This is a genomic window from Bradyrhizobium sp. HKCCYLRH3073, from assembly GCF_051167995.1.
Classification (GTDB): domain Bacteria; phylum Pseudomonadota; class Alphaproteobacteria; order Rhizobiales; family Xanthobacteraceae; genus Bradyrhizobium.
In genome coordinates this window covers 127,836-149,676 of record NZ_JBNPUD010000006.1, presented here as the reverse complement: position 1 = coordinate 149,676, position 21,841 = coordinate 127,836, and the positions used below count along the sequence as shown (strand labels likewise).

Genomic DNA, 21,841 nt, shown 5'->3' with positions numbered 1-21,841 from the left:
CTCACAACCTTTAGTATTATTGATTAAACTAATCGCACAATTTTCAGAAAAAATGTTTCAGATCAGTCGCTCTCATCTCTCGGATTTATCGTTAATTCGCAGCTTAGTGCTGCTCATCTTTGTTGGAGTAGCTCCTTCGGCCGCGGCCGAGAGGCAAGAGACATCGAGTACGTCTCCGGCATTAGACATGCAGTCTCTGCTACCTGGCGAACGCCTTTACGTGAATCATCAGCGGATATTATTTGCAACTAACCGACTGATTGTCGCACCCCCTTCATTCACCAAACGCGGCGTGTCGTTGGCGATCGACGAGGTCTTTTCCACATCACGCAGCCCCTCTCTAGCCTACGGCTGGGCAGACGTCGGGTATCCTGACAATCGAAACCTAGCCGACCAAAACTACTATTCATGGCCGAATGGACCAAATTCTTTCCGGTATTTCAGTATCGAACGATATGGATTTGTTGCTTCTCGTGATGCTGCGCGCTACTTAGGGCAAGACCAGCGATTTCCTGACGGTGAGCGCGCGCTAATTTATGTACACGGAATCAACGAAAGCTTCCGAGATGGCGCTGAAGGCCTAGCGCAGTTAGTCGTGGATTTGGAGGTCAAAGGCGTTCCGCTGCTCTTTAGCTGGCCCGCAGATCGGACGCCAGTGACAGTTAGCACAGCGGCAGACGATGCCTATCGTGCAACCCTCGAAATGGCTCAATCGTCCGAGCCCGCACTGCGTCAATCGATCGACGATTTTCTCTCGAGTGACGGAGACCACTTTGATTTGGTAGCCCATAGTATGGGTACATTGTTAGCTCTTGATGTGCTGGCACAACGTTCGCCTGTGGTCAATCAAGCGTCGCAATACGACCCTGCCCCAAACGTGGTGCTCGCTGCGCCAGACATTGGAGTAAAGTATTTTTCTAAGGTTCGCGAACGGTTTGTTCGAAAATCCAGACGCCTCACAATCTACTGCGGTCTTGATAGGGCATTGATGCTGTCTTATTGGGTGAACCACGAAGAGCGCCTAGGTTTTTGCGGCACACCAAAACAACCCAAGGACTATATAGAGGGCGTTGAATTCATCCGAGTCCTTGGCAACTATAGAGATGTCTTCAGCCACTCCTACTACCGAAATACCCCTGAAATTTTATCGGACATGAAACGTGCGCTTTTCGGGCGCGCGCTTGACGATATGCAGCGAGTTCCCTACCGCGAAATCTTCCTCAACTATCGATAGCTTGACCAGGGGATCTGGGGCAAAATTCGAAAAGTCGCCTGTTGATTCTGCTACTGTCAAGGACTATTTGCCTTAACACGGAGAGGCAGGGAGAACTGCCATGGAAGCGATTTCAAAATCGGCGTCAGCCAGCCGCGCCTGCGCTGTTTTTCTTGTTGTTGTGTTTTCAATAATGAGTTTCCCTGCTTCAGGACAGGAAGTCGAACTCAAGGGGAAATATGGCGATTGGTCCCTCTACTGCCTGAAAGATGTCGACGGCAGCAACTATGAAAAATGCTCCCTCACTAACGGCGCCCTTGCGCCCGACGATCCAAAACTCTGGACGAAGGTCGCTATAACGCTAGTCGGCCCCTCCGGTGAGGTTGAGATGACGATCAGAACACCGTTACTAAAATACTTTAGAAACGGCATCTCATTGGGGTTTGATGGTCGACAAGCGGTAAGGGCTCCCATAGATACGTGCTCGATTTCATCTTGCGAGAGCATCATTTCGCTGAATGAAACTCTAATGGATCAAGTTGCTACGAGGCGGCAATTGTCCATTGAATATCAAATTCAAGAAGCGAGGGGCATTGTGATTTTCCTCGATCTGGCTCAGATGCGAGACGCCCTCAAAGCCCTGGAAAAAGGAACTGGTCTGAGCTCGGAGGTTGTCGCGTCTGCTGACCGTCGACGGCAGATGCACGACGCCAAGGTATTGCTAGAGCGGCGAGTGTTTGAACTCGCCGCGAATGCTGGGACTAGCGACTGGAAGGCACCATTGAAGACTTGTCGCGAGCTACCTGCGACCAAGGTAGTTTTCGTATCGCAAGATCTAACAATTCGGCAGCGAGATGAAGTACGCGATTGGGCCAAGAAATCCAAGGAGTGCGACAATTCGGCTGTGTGGGTCCGGCAGCATAGCGCCGACTCCGATCGCGCGTCAGGTCTCGATCGCGCGCCGCTCTGGTCAGTTTATGGTGTTGTAAGCGAGGTAGCCCCGGCCGGACTTGTTCCCACCGAGGGAGATGACGCCAAGGTGGCTGTCGCTCCGCTTTCTAGTACAGAAGTGCCCTACCATCGTCCGAAGTCATCTCGTTAGCCCTCAACGAGGTAGGCGTTCTTGTGCAAGCATGAGAAGCCGCCCGTGGGCGGCCTCTCTTGTCCATCACGCCGCATCGGGCGCCTTCAGTCGCACCAGCCGCGTCAGCAGCGCGTCGAGGCCGGCCCCCTCACCGGCGTGCAGGTCGATGCGGCCGACCTTTTCGACCAGGCGCTCCAGCGACTCCAGCTCCTTGAGCCGCAGCAGCAGCGGGTTCTCCTCCATCAGCCTGGCGGTGTTCAGGAGCGAGCGCGTCGCCGCGGTCTCCTCCTGGCGGCGGATCAGGTTGGCCTTGGCCAGCCGCTCCGCCTCGACCACCTTGTTGACGAGGTCGCGGATCTCGCCGGGCAGGATCACGTCCTTCACGCCGAGCTCCGCGATCTCCACGCCCGAGCCGTCGAGCCGCGCGCGCACGTAGTCGCGCAGCTCCGCGTCGAGCGAGGCCTTCGCCGCCAGCACCTCGTCGAGCGTGCGCGACGCCACCGCCTCCCGGATCGCGAACTGCACCAGCCGGTACAGCCACGCGTCCACGTCGGGCGACGTCGCCAGCGCCGCCTCCGGATCAACGATCCGGCGAAACGCCGTCAGCGTCACCCGCAGCGCGATGCGATCCTTGGTCAGCATCTCCTGCGCGGTGATTTCGAGCACCGTGGGCCTGAGATCGAGGCGCTTGACCTCGATCTTGCGGCCGACCGCCCAGAAGGCATGCCGGCCCGGCGCCAGCCGCTCGGTCAGCCTGCCGTCGACATGGAGCAGACCGGCCTCGTGGTTCTCGACCACGGCCTCGGTCACGATGCCCGGCCGGTTGCGCTCGATCATCGCCAGGTGCCGCGCGCTCACGCGCACGTCGCTGGTGATGTCGATGCGTTCGACCTCGACATCAGTCGCGACCGTCCAGTAGACGCGGGTCTGCCAGGGCGTGAGCAGATGCGTCGGCCGGCCGTCGAGGCTGACGATCGCGATCTCGTTCGCGCCGGTCTCCACCGCCTCGAACAGCTCCGCGGCGAGATCGGGCCGTGCGGCCTTCAGCACCGCGTAGCGCTCGGTGGTATATTCGGTGCGGACGACGTCGAACACCTGCACCTTCAGCCGGTGCAGCGGATCGAGCAGCACATGGCGCCCCGGCACGAGCACCCGCATGAGCTGGCCGTCGCGCCAGACCAGCGCCCGCTCGCCATCCTCCACCGTCACGGTCTTCGTCACCAGATGCCAAGTCACAACACACTCCCACGGTTTGCTTTCCGGCCCATCGGCCAGAATGCTGATGTCATCGATCAAAGGACGTGAGGACCGGACGACGCTTCCTGCGTGAACTGAGCGGGCCGAGGCTTGAGCGTCTGACGATGCCGGGCGCACGCGCGCGGTCGCGCGAACCATAAGTCCGAGCGTCCTTGCGCAGCCTTCCCGACATCTTCGGACGCGGTATCCACCGCGGCGCAGAGCCGGCTCTGCAGTGTCTTTGATCTGGTCGAAATGCCCTCGAAATTTTCTTGGGCAAAACGGCCGGACCGCGACTGAAGCGCGCGTCCGGTCCTCGTCAGAGGCGATTAGCTTTTCAGGCTAAACCGAAGCGCTGGAGCGGGAGTCGAACCCGCGACCCGATGAATCATAATCATCTGCTCTATCCAACTGAGCTATCCTTTGGTGGTGTCGACCGGAATCGAACCGATGCCTTCGGGCCTTCAACCCGACGCTCTCCATGAGCTACAGACTCCTTGCTCTTTGCGACGACGGAACACGGGACCGGACACCGGCCGCGCCAGTCGGGATCTCAGCGAGCCCGAACCAAAGTCATCACGAAGGATCGTTCTGCTACATGCAATTCCCATTTTACGCAAGACAAACATCTCGCTCATTTTCACTGCCGACCTCGTCGTTACTAATTAAATACAGTTCGATCTCTCGATCATCAAAGAATTTCGTCCGCATGAGCGAAGCGGCATGCGGGCTCATACACGCAGCTCGTGATACCCCGGATATCGCTGCGCTCATCCGGGCTACAAACGCGCCACTACAAGCACGTGACCACCACGTAGCCCGGATGAGCGCAGCGACATCCGGGCTCACACGCGCAGCTCGTTGAACACCGCATGTCGCTCACGCCGCCGCCCGACGGGCGACGACGTGAGTTCATCTGGGCACCACGGCCATCGTCAGCGCTCCAGCTCCACGTCCCAGTAGAGATAGTCCTGCCACGTCTCGTGCAAGAATCTCGGCGGGAACAGGCGCTGTGCGGCCATCAGCTCGTGCCGCGTCGGCTCGAACGGCGGCCGCCGCGGCTTGAGGTGACGCCGGTCCTTGCGCGCGTTGCAGGGACTGCAGGCGGCGACGATGTTGCTCCACGACGTCTCGCCGCCATCGGCGCGCGGCACCACGTGGTCGAACGTCAGCTCGCCGTGGAGATAACGGCCGCCGCAGTACTGACACGTGAAGCGATCGCGCAGGAAGACGTTGAAGCGCGTGAACGGCACCCGCGTCGCCGGTCTGACGTAGTCGCGCAGCGCGATCACCGACGGCAACCGCATCGTCACGCTCGGGCTGCGGACGACGCGATCGTACTCGGCAACGACGACGTGCGATCCGCCGACCACGGCCCTGACGGCATCCTCCCAGCTGAACACCGACAGCGGAAAGTAGCTCAGCGGCTGGAAGTCGGCGTTGAGAACCAGCGCCGGATTTGTTGCTGACATCGTCGACCTCCTCTCTCGGCTCGTGATCTCATCGGGTCATGTTGGCGCCCATGACGGGAATCGAACCCGCCTTACCGGATCGACAGTCCGGTCCCTTCGCCAGATGGGACCCTGGGCCTGTTCGTCGCGCCCGGCCTGCGCCGGCACGATCATGGTCAATCAGTCGAATCCAGCCGGAGCATGCTCCGGCCGAACGCCATTGATGTAGTCGAGATAGATCTGGCGAGCGCGCGCCTCGGTGACGCCGCGGCAGGCCATGACGATGCGCACGAAGGCAAGCGCCACCGGCGAGCACAGTGCTCGCGTGTGGTCGGTTGTCTCGGAATCTGGGCTCATCATGCGGGTCATCAGACCCTCCGCTCTTGGTGCGGAGGGTCAAGATCCCGCCGCGAGTTATACTTGTGCTGGAATTCGCAGTCCCGATTTGTCCAGGGACAGCACGAGATTGGCAGGCCCCTGACAGGCGACGCCCATGCCGGACCCATCGCGCGACCAGGTAAACGGTCGTTCGTTGGCGGGGGCGTTCGCGAGATGTGAGCGTAGGCTCAACACGGTCGTGGTCCTCAAGAGCGCGCCGGCAAACGGCGCATCGATTTCGATGGGGCAGAGCTATGCGCAGAATTTCCCGAAGCCGTCAAGGCCGCAGCGCGAAGCGATGGCGTTGCAGTCCCCTGCACCGCGACAGATTTGCAACAACCAGACTGCTCGTCGGGCAAATCAGTTGCGCATTCTCGCGAGCTACAAGGTCGCAAATGGTCATTCGAGCGATCGAAAATGCGTGCGCGCGGAAGCTCATTTGTCGAGCACAGCCAATGGGATCACCACGCTCACCGCCGAGCCCGAACATTTTCCTCTTTCCAAAAATCAGAAATCATGCATTCTATGCCGGTCCCGCCCTCATGAGAGGGGCGCTTCGCGATCGTCATGAACGTGGAGGGCGGGATGCGGTGGGCGCATCGCCTCGCAGCGTGACTTCGGTCATGCCGACGAACGCGGAGATGCGCACGGCGAAGTCGTGATGTCCTGACACCCCGACGCTGGTGTCAAGGTCGAGAGAGACGAATGCTCCGACCGATGGTGGCCAGACAGCCGGCGCACCAGGGAGACCACGTATAAGCCGTCAATCCATCGCGCGGGGAATGCCGGATGATGCGGCTGAACCTGTGGTGACTGCCGCCTGCTTTCTTTGTTGCAGGCGGGCCATGGGTGAGGCCCTCACCCGGCATTCCCCGCGCCCTCTTGTTTGCAGAGGGTGATCCAAAGCCAAGGCTCGAACGCGAAAGCGGGTGCGAGGCTGATGACGCATGCCGGGCATCATTGTGAGCGAAGCGCCTGTGCGGCGGCTCTCTCAGTTCGTCATTCCGGGACAGCCGCGCAGCGGCTGGGCCCGGAATCCATACTTCCGATCGTGTTATGGATTCCGGGCTCAGCCCTGCGGGCTGCCCCGGAATGACGATGCGGAGAGAGCAGACGAAAATCCGGTGCCGAAATGACGAAGAGGACCGAGTCGGCGCTATGACAACGGCAGAACGTGGCCGGCGCCGCTCACTCGATGCGGGCGAGCACGGCGAGCTTGCGGATGCCCTTGTTCTTGTAGGCATCGAGGAACGCGTAGTAGTCGCGGAACGACACGCAGCCGTTGGAGTCGCCGTTCGGGCCGAGCATGAAGGTGTGCGCCAGCAGGCCGTTGCGGCCGTGGATGGCGTCCTCGCCGCCGATCGGGTTCAGCCGCAGCGCCGGCACGCCATGGAACAGCGCCTCGCGCGGCTTCAGCTCATAGATATGCGGCGGCGTGACGCCGCGCATCTTGATCTTCTCCGAGCTCGGCTTGTCGAGGTTCTCGCCGAGGCCGGAATGCGCCTCGAGCTTGGTGCCGTCGGGCAGATACACCGCCTTGGCCGAGATGTCGTAGACCGCGGTGCTCAAATCATACGGCGGCCGGCCGCCGCGGGTCGGATCCTTGGCGATGCTGGCGGTGATGTTGGAATCAGCCGAGGCGTAGGCCAGGAGCCCGCCATCCTGATTCTCCGGCTTGCCCCAGAGCTTTTCCTGGATCGAGTGGCGATCACCCGCGATCGACAGCACCGCCGCCTTGGCGCGCTCGGTCATCGCGCGCAGCGAGAAGCCGCTGCTCTTCGGCGCATTGGCCTCGGCAGCCTGCGCCGGCGTCACGGGCTGCTGCGGCTGCGCGGCCGGCTTGGTATTGGCGAGCGCCAGCTGCATCGGCGGCCGGGCATCCTTCTTCGGCGCCTCGGCAACCTTCGCAGGCTCAGCCGACTTGGCTTCGGACGGCTTCGTCTCGATCTGCCTGGCCTCGACGGGCCTGGGCGGCGCGGCTTCGGCGAGCTTGGACAGCGGCGGCGCGCCGTTCGCGGCGTTGGAGGCCACGCCCTGCGGCACGGCCGCGCCGAAGCGGTCGTTGAACATCTGCGGCGTGATGGCGGCGACCGTGGTGACGGGGGGAGATTCCGGGAATGCCGAGAAGGCGTCGCCCACCGCTTCGGCGGCGCTGCGCGTCGCGAGCCGCGGCGCAGGGCGCACGACGGGCTCGTCCTGCTCGATGCTGCCCAGGGTCGGATAGGCGTCGGCCGCGATGATCTTGGTATAGACCGTCACGGCGCAGCCCCCGATCAGGCATGCGATTGCCGCGCCACCGATCAATTTGTGAGAGAACGCGATCAGGGAGGACTTCCTGCGATTTCGTGCGGCCAACGCAGCTCGACTGTTACTCATTCACTCACGCCCGAACGAATACTCGACAACTCTCGCTCGATGCGCCACGGACACCCGCTTTGCATCTCGCAGAAGCACAGAGCTTCATTAAGGCGACTTTTAGTTAAATGCTGATTAAGTTTTGGCGGATTAGGGGCGGGTTAACCTTCAGGGCCTGTTTTGCCGTCAAAGAGGGCGGAAACAGGGCAAAACTGCAGCCACATGCAATATTACCGTACCGGGAAAATCCGGAGAGGCAGCATCCGTCGGCTGCGCCGATCCGTAAAACAGCGCACGCCGCGTTAACGATTGGGCCGGGGCGGCGGCGCGCGATCGATGATCTCTCGTTTGCGCGCGCTGACGAGGTAAAGGCCGCAGGTCTCGCCGGTCGAAAGCCCCCGCTCCGGCAGGCCGGGCGCGACAAGCGCATCCGTAGCAACCCGGAGCTACAGGCGCTGTGGCCGCTGGCGGCAGTATGGTACGGGGCGATTCTCTGCGACACTCCGTCGGCGAATCGTACCGCGTCCGCTCCCTGCCGAGACGACACGAGAGGACCTCTCCATGCAGATCCCCGACCGGAAGCTGGCCTTCGTGCTGGCCTCGACCAATCAAGGTACGATGATCGTCAACCGGCTCGACTATCGCATGATCGACGCCAACCGCGGCTACGGTGTCGGCTTCCAGATCCTCAACACCGGCGCGTTCGATCCGGGAGAGGTGCAGCTCGCCGTCCGCCTGCTCGGCGTGCGCCGCAGGCACTATGGCGACGGCGCGGTCGCAATCGACTGTGGTGCCAATATCGGCGTCCACACCGTCGAATGGGCGAAGGCGATGACCGGCTGGGGATCCGTGCTCTCGATCGAGGCGCAGGAGCGGATCTACTACGCGCTCGCCGGCAATATCGCGATCAACAACTGCTTCAACGCGATCGCGATCCATGCCGCGGTCTCCTCGGAGCGCGGCGTGCTCAACATCCCGAGCCCGAACTATCTGACCCCGTCGAGCTTCGGCAGCCTCGAGCTGCGCCAGCGTCCCAACACCGAGTTCATCGGCCAGGCCATCGACTACGCGAACGATACCGTCGAGGTGCGCAAGCTTCCGCTGGACGATTTCAACCTGCCGCGCTGCGACCTGATCAAGCTCGATGTCGAGGGCATGGAGCTCGAGGCGCTCGAAGGGGCGGCGGCGACGATCGAGCGCTGCACGCCGATCATGCTGGTCGAGAAGATCAAGACCGATGCCGACCAGTTGCGGCAATGGTTCGATCGCCGCGGCTACAAGACCGTCGACGCCGATATCAACATGGTCGCGATCCACGGCCGGGACAAGGCGCTGGCCGATATCATCCCGCAGGCTTGAGGCGCGCGTCAGCGCTGCAGCTCCGGCGGCGGCGTGCGGTCGAGGAGCTCGGCCTTCGGCTCGCCGAGCGAGTAGAACGCGTAGGTCTCGATGGTCAAGGGCCCGCGCTTGCGCGCGGCCTCGCCGACCTTCTCGATGCGGCCGAACGTGTTGCTCACGTAGACCCGCGTCGCGATCTGTGCCTCATCCACGAACAGTTGCGTGCCCGCGAGCTTGGCCGGATCCGGCTCCGGGAAATTGACCCAGCGTATGCGCTGGATCGGCTGCAGCACGCAGGTCCCCGGCGGGAGATAGAACGACAGCCAGGCGGTGGTGCCATAATCCATCGCCAGCACGCAGGAGGCGCCGACGCGGACGCGTGCCGCCTCGATCTCGGCGGCCAGCGGGCGCCAGCCGACGCCGACACTGCGGACGGTGGCATCGCGCCGATAACCGGACAGCAGGCCCGTGTTCGCCTGCACGATCAGCGCGACGAACATCACGACGCCGGCGGGCAGCGCCCAGCGCAGGCAGAATGCCGCGGTGCGCTGCTCGCGCGCCGACCAGGCGACGAGATGGGCCGCCGCCGCAGCAGCCACTACGAAGGCCGGATAGATTGGCGCGAACCAGTTGGCCTCGACGCGGGCATGCAGCGAATGCCACACGAAATAGGCGACGATGACCCAGACCATCGCCTCGATCAGGACGCGTGCCGCCGCGTCCCCTGCCCGGCGGCGGGCCAGGCCATAGAGGCCCATCACGCCGAGGATGAAGACCAGCGGGGTGGCGAAGGCGAACTGCGTCGGGATGATCTCGGCGATGTAGACGGGCCTGACCGCCTCGACCCTGGCGCGGCCGAGCTGCTTGATGAACGACACCCATTGGTGATCGGCATTCCACAGGATCACCGGCGAAAACAGCGCCAATGCGACGAGGCCGCCGAGATAGGGCCAGGGCGAGGCCAGCCAATGGCGCAGCCTCGGCACGGCAACGAGCCAGATCAGGATCGCCGCGCCGAAGAACAGCGATGTGTATTTCGACAGCAGCGCCGCGCCGACCGCAGCACCGACGGCGAGCCACCAGACGCCCCTGCCGGTCTCCAGCAGCTTGGCGCAGAAGAACAGCACGAAGCTGGAGGCGACCAGCAGCGGCGCGTCGGGGGTCACGATCAAGGTGCCGACTGCCGCCATCAGGGTGACGTTGAGCAGCAGCGCCGCGGTCGCCGCCACGCGCACGCCGCCGAACAGGATCTCGGCCGTGCGATAGACCGCATAGCTCATGGGCAGGCCGAGCAGGATCGAGACCAGCCGCACGCCGAGCTCGCTGTCGCCGGCGATCAAGGTGCCCAGCCGGATCACGACCGCCACCATCGGCGGATGGTCGTAATAGCCGCCGGCGAGATGCTTCGACCACATCCAGTAATAGGCTTCGTCGAAGGTGATCGGCGTGACCGCGGCCGCGATCAGCCTGACAATGACGAGGCCCGCGATGGTCAGCCAGACATTGCGGACCAGCCGGGCGTCGTCGGCGCCTGCCGCAGAGGTCATCGCTTGCGCCAGACGAACAATCCGGAGATCGCGTAATTCCACACCACGCCCATCAGCGCGCCGGCCGCGCCCGCCAGCCACCAGATCGGCTCCTGGTCATAGACCGAGAAGGCGACGCCGACATTGGCGAGCAGCCCGACCGAGCAGACCAGATAGAACACGAGCAGGCCGCGCAGGATGGCAAAGCCCTTCAGCCGCTGGTCGCGATAGGTGAGGAAGTTGTTGAGGATGAAGTTCGAGGTCATCGCCACGAAGGCGCCGAGCGCCTGTGCCTCGGCGAACGGCATGTCGAACAAATTGAGACCGAGAAACAGCGTGGCGAGATGGACCACCAGGCCGGTGCCGCCGACCATGGCGAACAGCAGGAAGCGCAGCGACACGACGTCGTTGGTCATCTTGGCCAGCACGAGGCCGAGGAAGTCGAGCGCGACCATCGAGTCGAGCTTGCTCTCGCCATGCAGGCGCGAGCCGAACGTATAGGGCACCTCGACCGTCTTCAGACCGCCCTCGGCGCTGGCGATGATGTCGAGCAGGATCTTGAAGCCCTGCGTCGACAGTTTTGGCGCGATCTCCTCGAACCGGTCGCGGCGGATCATGAAGAAGCCGCTCATGGGGTCGTTGACCTCGACCTTGAGCGCGCGGCGCGCGATCTCGGTGGCGAAGGCGCTGGCCCCGGCCCGCTTGCTGTCGAAGCTCGCCGCGCTGCCGCCCTCGATGTAGCGGCTGCCCACCACGAGCTCGGCCGCGCCGCTCTGCAGCAGCGACAGCATCTTCGGCAACTGGGTCTCGTCGTGCTGCAGATCGGCGTCGATCACAGCCGCATAGGGCGCGCTGGCAGCCAGGATACCCTCGATGCAGGCGCCGGACAGGCCGCGCCGGCCGATGCGGCGGATGCAGCGGACGCGCTGGTCGTTGCGCGACAGTTCGCGCACCACCTGCCAGGTGCCGTCCGGCGAGTTGTCGTCAACGAACACGACCTCCCACGGCACGTCCTTGAACGCCGCCTCCAGCCGCCGATACAGCGTGGTGACATTGTCGCGCTCGTTGAAGGTCGGAACGACCACCGAAACGATCGGAATTTCAACGGTTTGCTGGGCCACTTGCGGGGCCGGTCGGAGGGCGTCGGTCATGGTGCGGATGCGTATATCCGCCGCGTTCCACACTGCCAAGCGCGACGGCCGCCGGAAACTGCAAAAAGGGCGAACTGTGGTGCCGCCGTGCACCGCCGCGAATCCGGCCCAAAAACGCCAACGACCACAAACAAAGGGCGCGCGTACATCCGGCGCAGCCGCTCTGCCGTGGTCGTCTCGGTGCCGGAGCCGTTGAGCTCGACGTCACCCTCCCTCCCCAAATGGGGTGCGCCGGCCGAAATGCAAGGGCCGTCCGCCGTAGCCCGGCTGAGCGCAGCGACATCCGGGTTCACGCGAACTCTTCGGGAGACCCCGGATATCGCTCCGCTCAGCCGGGCTACGAAAGCCAGCCTAGTTCGGAACCTCGCGGACGACCGGTCCCCGCACCGCCGGGGCCACTGGGACGGTCTGCACCGGCGTGGGCGGCAGCTCGACCTTGGCCGGCTGCATCTGACGGGCCATCGGCCCGACGGGAACATAATAGAAGGCTGCCGCCAGCACGGCGGCCCCGACGATCGCGCCCAGCAGGCCACCGACCGATTCCGCTCTCATTGCCATATCTCCCCTTCCCGGCCCACGTCCTGGATACACGAGCCTCCGGAGCACGGGAAGAGCGACGCCCCAACAGCGCCGAACTGGCCAGAACCGGTCCGGTTGACTATCGTCTCCGTACCGCAACACCCTCGGCAATCAGCATCGGAATCGGTCCGTGAGCAAAGCCCCCGCACGCGCCTCGCAATCCAAGAGCCACATCTACATCGGCATTGGCGGCTGGACCTTCGCGCCGTGGCGCGGCGTGTTCTATCCGGACAAGCTGCCGCAATCGAAAGAGCTCGAATACGCCGCCTCGAAGCTGACCTCGATCGAGATCAACGGTACCTATTATGGCTCGCAGAAGCCGGAGAGCTTCCGCAAATGGGCGCGCGAGGCGCCGGACGGCTTCATCTTCTCGCTGAAGGGACCGCGCTTCGCGACCAATCGCCGCGTGCTTGCCGAAGCCGGCGATTCCGTGAAGCGCTTCTACGACACCGGCGTGCTCGAGCTCGGCGATCGGCTCGGACCGGTGCTGTGGCAGTTCGCGCCGACCAAGAAGTTCGACGAGGCTGATTTCGGCAAGTTCCTCGAGCTGTTGCCGCGTGAGCTCGACGGCCGCAAGCTGCGTCACGTCGTCGAGGTCCGCCATGACAGTTTCTGCGTCCCCGGCTTCGTCGCGCTGCTGCGCGAGTTCGCGACGCCGGTGGTCTTCGCCGAGCACGGCAAATATCCGGCGATCGCCGATGTCGTGGGTGATTTCGTCTATGCCCGGCTGCAGAAGGGCAATGACGAGCTTACGACGTGCTATCCGCCGAAGCAGCTCGACGCCTGGGCAAAGCGATTGCAGCTCTGGGCCAGCGGCAGCGAACCGGACGACCTGCCCCGGGTTGACGACAAGCCGGCGAAGAAGATGCCGCGCGACGTGTTTGCCTATGTCATTCACGAGGGCAAGGTGCGCGCGCCAGCCGGGGCGATGGAGCTCATCGAGCGCGTGAGCTGACGCGAGAGGACGCACGATGGCCAAGAGCAAGACCCTGTTCACCATCGGCTACGAGCACACGCCGGCCAAAGCCGTGCTCGACGAGCTGCAATCGGCCGGCGTCAAGCTGCTGGTTGACGTGCGCGCGGTGGCGGCCTCGCGCCGGCCGGGCTTCTCCAAGAGCCAGCTCGCCGCCGGGCTCGACGAGCGCGGCATCGGCTACGTCCATCTGCGCGGGCTCGGCACGCCGAAAGAGGGCCGCGAAGCCGCGCGCAGCGGCCATTACGACACGCTGCACAAGATCTACAGCGCGCACCTGAAGACGCCGCAGGCGAAGGAGCAGATGGACGAGCTGGCCGCGCTGGTGAAGAGCGCCGGTCCCGTCTGCCTGCTCTGCTACGAGCGCGACCACGCTCATTGCCACCGGCAATGGATCGCCGAGATCATCGAGGACCGCGACCAGGTCAAGGTGAAGAACCTGGTCGCGCCGCAGGTCTGACGCCTCACTCCGCCGCACAGGTGAAGGATGACGCCTGCTCGACGTCGCCGCTGACATATTTGGCGAATGTCGGCCACGGGCACAGCGGCCGCGTTCGCTGCGGGCTCCATGTCGATGGCAGCTCCTTGTTGGCCGCATTGACCGAGGCCGTGATCGCCTCCGGCGCCTTGCCCTTCTCGACCCAGTCCATCAGCGCGCCCAGCGCATCGAATTTCTCCAGCGTGACGCCGCCGCCGCAATGGGTCTCGCCGGGCAATGCAAACAGGCGCGCAAACGTTTCGGCCTTGCCCTGCACGTTGGCATCGAGCTTCTCGTACCAGCGGATCGTGTCGTTGATCGAGAACACCGGATCGGCCTGACCGTGGTAGATCAGCATCTTGCGGGCCCCATTTTGGAACGCCGGCAAGGTCGGGTTATCGACCGCGGGCGGCGCCATGAAGTCCATCGCCGACTCCGTGAACGGGCCTTCCTTGGCGTAGATCTTCGGCGCGTCCTTGTCGAAGTCGAAGGTCTGCAGCTTCTCGACGAGCTTGTCGGGCGAGCCCTCGATCTCGACCGGCGGCGTGGAGAAGATGTAGTTGAGCGAGGCGCCGCCCATGGTGGCGATGATCGGAAGGTTGTTCCAGGGCGCCACCGGGCTCTCGACCTTCCAGGCGCGCCAATTGCCGGTGCCGACGCCACCATCCACCGGCCAGTCGGAATACAGCGGCTCGCCCTTGGAATTGTGTGGGCCAGCGAACACTTTCTTCAAAGCATCGACCTTGGCGGCCGGCAGGCAGGCGTCGGTCGCGCCGGCGGCGCAGCGGAGGCTGTCGAAATTGAACGCCTTCTGGCAGGCTTTCAGGTTGGCCGTGAGGCCGTCCTTGGCGCCGTCGAGCCCGTCGCAGACCTCCGTGATCCTGGAGGCAATCAGCTTGGCATCGTCCCGCGTGATCGACTTGCGAATATCGGCATCGGCCTTGGTCAGCGCCTGCACGTCCCAGGCGTGCTGCACGGCCGCGCGCGGCAGGTTGAAGCCGGGGTTGCCGACCAGGAAGCCGTCATACTGCTCGGGCATGCGCTCGGCAGCGACCATGGTGTGGCGACCGCCATTGGAGCAGCCGGCGATGTAGGAATAATCCGGCTTCCTGCCGTAATGCGCCGAGATGATCGCCTTCGCGATCGGCGCCAGCGTGATGTCGGCCGAATAGCCGTAGTCGCGGCGTGCTTGCGGATCGAGGCCGAAGGCGGAGCCGGACGCAAGCCCGCGCGGCTTGTTGGCGGGATCGTTGCCGGAGTGGCCGCTGTCGGACGACAGCACCGCGAAGCCGCGGGCCAGCGGCGTGATGCCACCGCTGACGAGACCATCGGCCTTGTCGCCGAGCGCCGGCACCACGACGCCGTCATTGCCGCCATTGACCTGATGCAGGAAGCGGCCGTTCCAATTCTCCGGCAGCCGGATCTCGAACTGGATCGCATAGGCATGGCCGTCGACGCCGGTGCGCTCATTGACCTTGCCGGAGAGGATGCAATGCCGCGGCAACCCGTCGGCGGCCTCCTGCAGCTTCGATCCCGTCAGGGTCAGCCCTGGGACCTTCAGCGCCTCTGCCGTCACCTTGCTGCAGGCAACATCCTCGGCTCCCGCTGGCCCCCCGCCGGCTGCGCACGCGAGGCTTACCCCAGCCAAAAACAGCGCCCCGGTTCGGATCATGCATTCCCCCCTGATGATGCTTCTCATTGGGGTCAGTTAAACGCGGAGACCGTGCAATGTAAATCTCCGACAGCGAGCGACGGGTTGCCAGTCAGTGCAATTGCCAGACCTCGAACGGCCGATCGTAGCCGCGCACCGACACCGCGCCGTGGAAGACGGCGTCGCGCGCCCCGTCGCCGGCGGCCTGCCGCACCGCGCTCGAGATCAGGAGGCGCGAATCGAGCTCCTTGTTCAGCGCCTCGAGGCGGGAGGCGAAGTTCACGGTATCGCCGATGACGGTGTATTCCTTCCGCCGCGGCGACCCGATGCTGCCGGCAACGACCTCGCCGAGATGAACACCGATCCCGATCCGCAGCGGCCAGGACGACATCGCATTGACGCGGTCCATGGCGGCGACCATCTCGCGGGCCGCCGCGACTGCCTGCGGGGCCGCATCGCGCGACTCGAACGGCGCGCCGAACAGCGCCAGGAAGCCATCGCCGAGGAACTTGTTCACGATGCCGCCATGGCGCTCGAGAATCTCGACGAGAACAGCAAATGCGCCGTCGAGCCGGTCAACGACCTCCTGCGGCGTCTTCGACCGCGCCGCCGCGGTGAAGCCGCGGAAGTCGACGAACATCACCGCGACCTCGTGGATGTCGCGTGCCTCCGCCGTCCCCTCCTTCATCAGGCGCTCGACGACCTGGGGCGAGACGTGCTGGCCAAACAGATCGGTGACGCGGTCGCGCGCCGACGCGGCCTCGATGCTCGCCGCGAACTGGCGTCGCAGCTGCACGCTGACAGCACCAGCGAGCATCCCGCACAGCAGGATGATGAAGCTGCGCTCACCGTGATAGTAGATCTCCGGATTCTGGCTGAGATCGATCGAAGGCCGGTCGAACAGCGCCACCACCAGCAGCTCTACCGCGGCAACCAGACCGGTGAAGCTCGACAGCCAGAAATCGAGACGAAGCGTCGAGAGAACGATGAAGATGAAATAGACAAGTGGCGCGCCGAAGCCCAGTGCCTTGTCGTGACCGATGCCCTCGATCTGCAGAACGAGGACGAACGTTGGCAGCGAGGTCTCGACCAGCGCGCTGACATAGCGCCAGATCACCGGCACGTCACGGCCGTGGCGGATGTCCGACTTGATCCTGAACAGGATGAGAGTCTCGAAGCCGATGAAGACCACGATGATCGCGTAGACGTAGAGGACCCCGATCCGGCTCGGCCAGATCCACTCCGAGATCTTGGGTTCGAAGGTTTCGACCAGCACCGATATCACGAGAAACAGCGCCGCAGTGCTGATCAGCACCCTCACGCGCAACAGCTCGGTGTTCAACGTCTGGCGCATCAGCGCCTGGTTGAACGTAGCCGACGCCGCCGGCTCCTTGCCGGCCTGCCCTTCCCACGAGATCGTCATCCTGCCCCAGCCGTCTTCTGAGCCCGGCCGCCATTGTGCCTCAATCGAGGGTGCGGCGGAAGCGCAAGACGGCGACCGTCATGGCGAACAGCATGAGGCCGAACAGGGCGATCGTGTCATGCTGCAGGTTCTGGAGCGTCGAGCCCTTGAGCATGATGGCGCGCACGATGCGCAGATAGTGCGTCAGCGGCAGGCATTCACCGAGCACCTGCGCCCATTGCGGCATGCCGAGAAACGGGAACATGAATCCCGACAACAGGATGCTAGGCAGGAAGAACATCATCGACAGCTGCATCGCCTGCAATTGGTTCTGCGCCAGCGTCGAGAAGGTGTAGCCGATCGAGAGGTTGGTCGCGATGAACAGCGTCGACAGCAGCGCCAGCAGCAATAAGCTGCCCATGATGGGAACGCCGAACAGCAGCACGCCGATTCCGATGATGATCGTCGCCTGCAGGAAGCCGACCATCACATAGGGGATGATCTTGCCGAGCATGACCTCGACCGGCTTGATCGGCATCGACAGCAGGCTCTCCATCGTGCCGCGCTCGATCTCGCGCGTCACCGAGAGCGCGGTGAAGATCAGCATGGTCATGGTCAGGATGGTGCCGACCAGGCCCGGCACGATGTTGAGCCGCGACGAGGCCGCCGGATTGTAACGGGCATGGGCCCTGATTTCGAACGGCGTGGTGACGGGATTGCCGGTGTAGAGATCATGCGCCAGCGCGGTCTGCACGATCATGCCGAGCGAGGACAGTGCCGAGGACGCCGCGACCGGATCGGTCGCGTCGGCCGCGACGAGCAAGGCCGGCCGGTCGCCGCGGCGGACCGCGCGCTCGAAGCCGCGGGGGATCTCGACGCCGAACAGGACCTTGCCGGACAGCAGGAGATCGTCGAACTCAGCGACGCTGCTGACTTCCCGGGTGAAGCGGAAATAGGCGGTGTTCTCCATCGCCTTCAGGATCGAGCGGCCGAGGTCGCTGTCCTCCTGCAGCAGCACCGCCGCCGGCAGATGATGCGGCGTGGTGTTGATGGCGTAGCCGAACAGCATCAACTGCATCACCGGGATCATCACGATCATCGCAAACGAGACCCGATCGCGCTTGAGCTGGATGAACTCCTTGACGAGCATCGCATAGGTGCGCCGCCAGAAGCCGAAGCGCGGCTCGGAAGACGTGGGATGGACGGCCGCATCGCTCATTGGAAGTTGTCCCGCGAACGGTTCATCAGGTCGATGAAGACGTCCTCGAGCGAGGGCGCGGCGGGCTGCCAGTGCAGACCGGCCTTGTCGCGCCAGGACGCGATCGCCGCGTCCAGCGCGTTGCGGTCGCGGCCGGACACGTGCAGGCTGGTGCCGAACGGCGCCACCATGTCGACACCCGGCTTGCCGGTGAGGTCAGCCGTGAGCTCGCGCAGATCGTCGCCGCTGACCGTGTAGGTCGTGAGCGCCGATTGCGCGATCACCTCGGCGACGGTGCCGTGCGCCAGCAGATGACCATAGGCGATGTAGGCAATCTCGTGACAGCGCTCGGCCTCATCCATGTAGTGGGTCGAGACGAGCACGGTCAGCCCTTCGCCGGCGAGCGCATGGATCTCGTTCCAGAAATCGCGCCGCGCCTTGGGATCGACGCCGGCGGTGGGCTCGTCGAGCAGCAACAGTTGCGGATTCGGCAGGGTGCAGGCGCCGAGCGCCAGCCTCTGCTTCCAGCCGCCCGACAGCTCGCCGGCGAGCTGCCGCTCGCGGCCGGCAAGCCCGAGCCGCTGCACCATGTCGCGCGCAGCCCGGCGCGGATCGGACATGCCATAGAGGCGCGCCACGAATTCGAGGTTCTCCCGCACCGAGAGGTCCTGATAGAGGCTGAAGCGCTGCGTCATGTAGCCGACCCGGCGCTTGATCTTGTCGGCGTCGCGACGGATGTCGAAGCCGAGGCAGGTGCCCTCGCCGCCGTCGGGTGTCAGCAGGCCGCACAGCATCCGGATGGTCGTGGTCTTGCCCGAGCCGTTCGGGCCGAGAAAGCCGTAGATCGAGCCGCGCTTCACCTGCATCGACAGATCATGCACGACCTCGCGGCCGTCGAAGGACTTGGTCAGTCCCTGGACGTCGATCGCGATCTCGGCCGGTCCCGCCCCGTTCATTGCTTGTCCGCCACCGGAGTCTTCCGATCGGGAGTCTTGAGGTTTGGATAGATGCTGACCGGCTGGCCGACGCGCAGCGCGTCCGGCCGCGACGGCCGCGCCTGGATCAGATAGACGAGCTTGTTGCGCTCATCGAGGCTGTAGATCACCGGCGGCGTGTATTCCGCCGAGGTCGCGAGGAAATAGATTCTGGCGGTCAGATCATCAGCGCAATTGTCACAGGTGACGCGGACCTCGTCGCCGATGGCGAGTTTCGGCAGATCAGGCTCGGGCACGTAGAAGCGCAGCTTCATGTTGCCCGGCGGCATGATCGACAGCACCGGCCGCTGCGCCGCGACCATCTCGCCCTCGCGGAAGTAGATCTGCTGGACGGTCCCCGCGACGGGCGCCACACCTTTGCGCCTTGCCAGCCGCGTCTGTGAGGTCACGAGATGGGCCTCGGCGACGCGCAGCGCCGAAACGGCGGAGTCGAGCGTCGCCTGCGTCCCCGCGCCCGTCTTGCTCAAGGCGGCGGCGCGGTCATAGGTCTGCTGCGCATTGGCCAGCGTCGCCTTGGTCTGGTTGAGATCGGCCTGCTGCAGATCGTCGTCGACCGAATAGAGCGGATCGCCGATCTTTACCACGTCCCCCTCATGCACGTTGAGCTTCGTGATCCGGCCCGCTTCGTCCGGGCTGACGAAGATCATGTCGGCCTCGACCCAGCCCTGATAGCCGGGATCGCGCGTCTCCTTGCAACCGTTGAACGTGAAGGCCGTGACCAGCACGGCGAGGCAGTGCAGCAGACTCATGTCGGCCTCCTCGCGCCAAAGATCAGATCGAGATGCGTCTGCAGCATCGCTTCCGCATCGAGCGGCGCATGACGCTCGAACAGGCTCTTCCAGATCACCGCGACCATCATCGGCGCGATCATCAGTTGCGGATGTTGCGCCAGCTTGGGCTCGCGGATCTCGCCGCGCGTGATCGCCAACTGGATCAGCGCACGCATGGCCGCGAGACCGCGGGAGACGACCTCGCGATAGTAGAAATCGGCAATGGACGGAAAGCGCGGCCCTTCCGCGATGATGAGCCGGACGAGATCGGCCCGCCGGGTGCCGGCGATTTCCTGCAGGAACATGCGCGCCAACGCCTCGACCATGTCGCGCACCGAGCCGCCGGCCGGCGGCGGCGCCGCAAGACGGCCGACGAAGGGCACGATCGCGGTCCGGATCAATTCCTCGAACATCGATTCCTTGTCCTTGAAGTGCAGATAGATCGTCCCCTTGGCGACCCCTGCCCGCTTGGCGACGTCGTCCAGCCGCGTCGCCGCGAAGCCTCGGGCGATGAACTCGTCCATCGCCGCCTGCACGATCGCCGCGCGGCGCTCGGCGGAGCGATCCGCCCGGCGCGAGGCGCCGGCTGCCGCCGGCTTGACGGGCTCAACTCTGCGCTCGGACAATTTCGACGGCTTCGACATTGAACAATTATGACTGACTAGTCAGTCATTGTAAAGAGGCCCCGAGAAGGCTGAGCCGTCGGCGCGGGTCAGGAGCCCGACCCGACCGCGCGCGGCCCCTCATCAGACGAAGTCAGCGCGATCACGCGCAGGACCTGATGTAAGGCCGATTGATCTCCCAAAGCTCGTCCACGATCTGGCGCGCGGCGACGGCCGAGTTGACGACGGGATCGATCAGCAGCGCCTGCAAGGCGAGATCCTTGGAGGCCGTCATGGCCGCCTGCACCGAAAGCTGCTGTACCTGGACCTGCACCGACATCAGCTTGGCGACGGCATCTGGAAGCGGGCCCAGCGAAACCGGATGAATGCCGACGCGATCCGCGACAACGGGCACTTCGACCGCGGCCTCGGCAGCCAGGTTGGGAATGACGTGACGGTTCAGAACGACGCCGGACTCGATGACCTGCTTGCGATCGTGCAGCACCGAACCGATCACGGTGACCGCGCGCTCTCCGGATGGCATTCGCCACCAGTCCGGCATGCCGGCTTTGCCCGCCAGGACCTCGTCGATCTGCCGAATCAGCTTGGCCCGCTCCGCCTCGTCCCACGCAAAGTCGTACCCGCTCTCGCCCGCTTCCCAGCCATACGCGAGATACTCGCCGACATGGCTGTCGCCGCAGCCCAGCCAGAAGCCGAAGTCGCGCAACAGCGCCCGCGTCAGCGGCGCGACCTTGGGGTCGTGGCTCCCGGCCTTTTCGCGAAGCAGTGGATAGAGATCGGCCCCGGTGTCGCGATCCCGGATCTGCACGAGGCATTGGAAATGATTGAGCCCGGCGCCCCACACGTCCACGCGCTCCTCGGCGAGTCCCAGAATGGAGGCCACCTGGCTGCGCGCGATGAAGATGCCATGGCACAGGCCGATATGCGCGACGCGGCTGTGAAGCCCGAGCGCGAGGATGATGCGGCTCTCGGGATTGGAGAAGTTGATGAACAGCGCGTCCGGACAGCGCCGCTCCATCTCGCGCACGAAGTCGAAGACGACCGGCAGGGTACGGAGCGTGAAGAACAATCCACCAGGCCCGCCATTCTCACCCAGCGTGTGTCGGATGCCGTATTTGCGCGGCACCTCGAAATCGAGCTTCCACAGGCGGTTGCGGTCGATCGCGGTGGCATGGATCACGAAGCCGGCGCCGTCGAGCGCCGCGCGCCAATCCGTGGTCGCCTCGATCTTGAGGCCGGCGCCGGAGAGGTCGTTGAGCAGCCGGGCGAGTGCTTCCGACCGGGCAAGCCGGACCGGATCGCGGCCGATCAGCACGAGCGTCGAACCGGCGAGATCATGCGTCGAGAACAGGTCTCGGAAAACGCTGAGTCCGAAGGACGCGCTGCTCGCGCCGAGGAAGACGATCTTGGTGACGGCTGCCATGAACAATTTGTGCCAGC

19 protein-coding genes and 3 tRNA genes are annotated in these 21,841 nt (G+C 64.1%); 5 read left to right on the top strand and 17 right to left on the bottom strand.

Annotated elements, in window-relative coordinates; translation table 11 throughout:
* The first annotated feature begins 187 nt into the window (after nt 1–187).
* On the top strand, nt 188–1,234 hold the full coding sequence (locus tag ACQR1X_RS16460; RefSeq protein ID WP_434895339.1) for an alpha/beta hydrolase: 1,047 nt from the start codon (nt 188–190) through the stop codon (nt 1,232–1,234).
* Nucleotides 1,235–1,334: 100 nt separating this feature from the next.
* Nucleotides 1,335–2,315: an invasion associated locus B family protein gene (locus tag ACQR1X_RS16455; RefSeq protein ID WP_434895338.1), complete on the top strand. Its 981-nt coding sequence runs from the start codon at nt 1,335–1,337 to the stop codon at nt 2,313–2,315.
* A gap of 66 nt (nt 2,316–2,381) precedes the next feature.
* Here ACQR1X_RS16455 and ACQR1X_RS16450 read toward each other — a convergent pair whose 3' ends face one another.
* From ACQR1X_RS16450 to ACQR1X_RS16420, 7 genes are all read right to left on the bottom strand, one after another.
* Entirely contained in the window at nt 2,382–3,533 is a 1,152-nt protein-coding gene (locus ACQR1X_RS16450) for a slipin family protein (protein ID WP_434895337.1), read from the bottom strand.
* Nucleotides 3,534–3,889: 356 nt separating this feature from the next.
* Nucleotides 3,890–3,955 (bottom strand) — tRNA-His (locus ACQR1X_RS16445).
* A gap of 2 nt (nt 3,956–3,957) precedes the next feature.
* Nucleotides 3,958–4,030 (bottom strand) — tRNA-Phe (locus ACQR1X_RS16440).
* A gap of 438 nt (nt 4,031–4,468) precedes the next feature.
* A complete protein-coding gene (locus ACQR1X_RS16435) occupies nt 4,469–5,005 on the bottom strand; it encodes an HNH endonuclease (protein ID WP_315801113.1) in 537 nt (178 codons plus the stop codon).
* 42 nt (nt 5,006–5,047) lie between these two features.
* Nucleotides 5,048–5,122: transfer RNA gene (locus ACQR1X_RS16430), tRNA-Asp, on the bottom strand.
* Nucleotides 5,123–5,164: 42 nt separating this feature from the next.
* Nucleotides 5,165–5,353, bottom strand: a complete 189-nt coding sequence (locus tag ACQR1X_RS16425) for a hypothetical protein (RefSeq protein ID WP_315801114.1) — start codon at nt 5,351–5,353, stop codon at nt 5,165–5,167.
* Nucleotides 5,354–6,550: 1,197 nt separating this feature from the next.
* Complete coding sequence (locus ACQR1X_RS16420; protein WP_316176924.1) at nt 6,551–7,738, bottom strand: tlde1 domain-containing protein; 1,188 nt, start codon at nt 7,736–7,738, stop codon at nt 6,551–6,553.
* Between the two features lie 540 nt (nt 7,739–8,278).
* Here ACQR1X_RS16420 and ACQR1X_RS16415 point away from each other — a divergent pair.
* Nucleotides 8,279–9,076, top strand: coding sequence for an FkbM family methyltransferase (locus tag ACQR1X_RS16415; RefSeq protein WP_315801116.1), 798 nt, complete (start codon nt 8,279–8,281; stop codon nt 9,074–9,076).
* An 8-nt stretch (nt 9,077–9,084) separates the two neighbouring features.
* On the opposite strand, the gene ACQR1X_RS16410 is transcribed toward ACQR1X_RS16415, so the two are convergent.
* From ACQR1X_RS16410 to ACQR1X_RS16400, 3 genes are all read right to left on the bottom strand, one after another.
* A complete protein-coding gene (locus ACQR1X_RS16410; protein ID WP_434899214.1) occupies nt 9,085–10,602 on the bottom strand; it encodes a glycosyltransferase family 39 protein in 1,518 nt (505 codons plus the stop codon).
* Complete coding sequence (locus ACQR1X_RS16405; RefSeq protein WP_315801118.1) at nt 10,599–11,732, bottom strand: glycosyltransferase family 2 protein; 1,134 nt, start codon at nt 11,730–11,732, stop codon at nt 10,599–10,601. Before ACQR1X_RS16405 ends, ACQR1X_RS16410 begins: the two co-directional genes overlap by 4 nt.
* A gap of 351 nt (nt 11,733–12,083) precedes the next feature.
* Nucleotides 12,084–12,284, bottom strand: coding sequence for a hypothetical protein (locus ACQR1X_RS16400; protein WP_315801119.1), 201 nt, complete (start codon nt 12,282–12,284; stop codon nt 12,084–12,086).
* Nucleotides 12,285–12,441: 157 nt separating this feature from the next.
* Between ACQR1X_RS16400 and ACQR1X_RS16395 the strand changes: the two genes are divergently transcribed.
* Nucleotides 12,442–13,266 carry a DUF72 domain-containing protein gene (locus tag ACQR1X_RS16395; RefSeq protein ID WP_434899213.1) on the top strand — a complete coding sequence of 275 codons (825 nt, stop codon included), beginning with the start codon at nt 12,442–12,444 and terminating at the stop codon, nt 13,264–13,266.
* A gap of 16 nt (nt 13,267–13,282) precedes the next feature.
* Nucleotides 13,283–13,744 (top strand): DUF488 domain-containing protein, encoded by a 462-nt coding sequence (locus ACQR1X_RS16390; protein WP_316176918.1) that lies wholly within the window; start codon nt 13,283–13,285, stop codon nt 13,742–13,744.
* Between the two features lie 4 nt (nt 13,745–13,748).
* Here the strand turns inward: ACQR1X_RS16390 and ACQR1X_RS16385 are convergent, their stop codons facing one another.
* The 7 genes from ACQR1X_RS16385 to ACQR1X_RS16355 all read right to left on the bottom strand — a co-directional run bounded on the left by ACQR1X_RS16385 (nt 13,749) and on the right by ACQR1X_RS16355 (nt 21,824).
* Nucleotides 13,749–15,434, bottom strand: coding sequence for a tannase/feruloyl esterase family alpha/beta hydrolase (locus ACQR1X_RS16385; RefSeq protein WP_434890922.1), 1,686 nt, complete (start codon nt 15,432–15,434; stop codon nt 13,749–13,751).
* 91 nt (nt 15,435–15,525) lie between these two features.
* Nucleotides 15,526–16,836, bottom strand: a complete 1,311-nt coding sequence (locus tag ACQR1X_RS16380) for an adenylate/guanylate cyclase domain-containing protein (RefSeq protein ID WP_434892374.1) — start codon at nt 16,834–16,836, stop codon at nt 15,526–15,528.
* Nucleotides 16,837–16,876: 40 nt separating this feature from the next.
* Nucleotides 16,877–18,034, bottom strand: coding sequence for an ABC transporter permease (locus ACQR1X_RS16375; protein WP_315801124.1), 1,158 nt, complete (start codon nt 18,032–18,034; stop codon nt 16,877–16,879).
* Nucleotides 18,031–18,969 carry an ABC transporter ATP-binding protein gene (locus ACQR1X_RS16370; RefSeq protein ID WP_434899212.1) on the bottom strand — a complete coding sequence of 313 codons (939 nt, stop codon included), beginning with the start codon at nt 18,967–18,969 and terminating at the stop codon, nt 18,031–18,033. Before ACQR1X_RS16370 ends, ACQR1X_RS16375 begins: the two co-directional genes overlap by 4 nt.
* The gene (locus ACQR1X_RS16365) at nt 18,966–19,757 is read right to left on the bottom strand and encodes an HlyD family secretion protein (RefSeq protein WP_315801126.1); all 792 of its coding nucleotides are present in this window, start codon (nt 19,755–19,757) and stop codon (nt 18,966–18,968) included. The genes ACQR1X_RS16370 and ACQR1X_RS16365 overlap by 4 nt, the downstream gene beginning before the upstream one ends.
* The gene (locus ACQR1X_RS16360) at nt 19,754–20,422 is read right to left on the bottom strand and encodes a TetR/AcrR family transcriptional regulator (RefSeq protein WP_315801127.1); all 669 of its coding nucleotides are present in this window, start codon (nt 20,420–20,422) and stop codon (nt 19,754–19,756) included. Before ACQR1X_RS16360 ends, ACQR1X_RS16365 begins: the two co-directional genes overlap by 4 nt.
* Nucleotides 20,423–20,543: 121 nt before the next feature.
* Nucleotides 20,544–21,824, bottom strand: a complete 1,281-nt coding sequence (locus ACQR1X_RS16355) for an alpha-glucosidase/alpha-galactosidase (protein ID WP_434899211.1) — start codon at nt 21,822–21,824, stop codon at nt 20,544–20,546.
* Nucleotides 21,825–21,841: the final 17 nt, after the last annotated feature.

Excerpts from the sequence above, each read along its gene's own strand:
- ACQR1X_RS16460 (WP_434895339.1), top strand. The coding sequence starts at position 188 with ATGCAGTCTCTGCTACCTGGCGAACGCCTTTACGTGAATCATCAGCGG.
- ACQR1X_RS16455 (WP_434895338.1), top strand. The coding sequence starts at position 1,335 with ATGGAAGCGATTTCAAAATCGGCGTCAGCCAGCCGCGCCTGCGCTGTT.
- ACQR1X_RS16435 (WP_315801113.1), bottom strand. The coding sequence starts at position 5,005 with ATGTCAGCAACAAATCCGGCGCTGGTTCTCAACGCCGACTTCCAGCCG.
- ACQR1X_RS16425 (WP_315801114.1), bottom strand. The coding sequence starts at position 5,353 with ATGACCCGCATGATGAGCCCAGATTCCGAGACAACCGACCACACGCGA.
- ACQR1X_RS16420 (WP_316176924.1), bottom strand. The coding sequence starts at position 7,738 with ATGAGTAACAGTCGAGCTGCGTTGGCCGCACGAAATCGCAGGAAGTCC.
- ACQR1X_RS16415 (WP_315801116.1), top strand. The coding sequence starts at position 8,279 with ATGCAGATCCCCGACCGGAAGCTGGCCTTCGTGCTGGCCTCGACCAAT.
- ACQR1X_RS16410 (WP_434899214.1), bottom strand. The coding sequence starts at position 10,602 with ATGACCTCTGCGGCAGGCGCCGACGACGCCCGGCTGGTCCGCAATGTC.
- ACQR1X_RS16405 (WP_315801118.1), bottom strand. The coding sequence starts at position 11,732 with ATGACCGACGCCCTCCGACCGGCCCCGCAAGTGGCCCAGCAAACCGTT.
- ACQR1X_RS16400 (WP_315801119.1), bottom strand. The coding sequence starts at position 12,284 with ATGAGAGCGGAATCGGTCGGTGGCCTGCTGGGCGCGATCGTCGGGGCC.
- ACQR1X_RS16390 (WP_316176918.1), top strand. The coding sequence starts at position 13,283 with ATGGCCAAGAGCAAGACCCTGTTCACCATCGGCTACGAGCACACGCCG.
- ACQR1X_RS16385 (WP_434890922.1), bottom strand. The coding sequence starts at position 15,434 with ATGATCCGAACCGGGGCGCTGTTTTTGGCTGGGGTAAGCCTCGCGTGC.
- ACQR1X_RS16380 (WP_434892374.1), bottom strand. The coding sequence starts at position 16,836 with ATGACGATCTCGTGGGAAGGGCAGGCCGGCAAGGAGCCGGCGGCGTCG.
- ACQR1X_RS16375 (WP_315801124.1), bottom strand. The coding sequence starts at position 18,034 with ATGAGCGATGCGGCCGTCCATCCCACGTCTTCCGAGCCGCGCTTCGGC.
- ACQR1X_RS16370 (WP_434899212.1), bottom strand. The coding sequence starts at position 18,969 with ATGAACGGGGCGGGACCGGCCGAGATCGCGATCGACGTCCAGGGACTG.
- ACQR1X_RS16365 (WP_315801126.1), bottom strand. The coding sequence starts at position 19,757 with ATGAGTCTGCTGCACTGCCTCGCCGTGCTGGTCACGGCCTTCACGTTC.
- ACQR1X_RS16360 (WP_315801127.1), bottom strand. The coding sequence starts at position 20,422 with ATGTCGAAGCCGTCGAAATTGTCCGAGCGCAGAGTTGAGCCCGTCAAG.
- ACQR1X_RS16355 (WP_434899211.1), bottom strand. The coding sequence starts at position 21,824 with ATGGCAGCCGTCACCAAGATCGTCTTCCTCGGCGCGAGCAGCGCGTCC.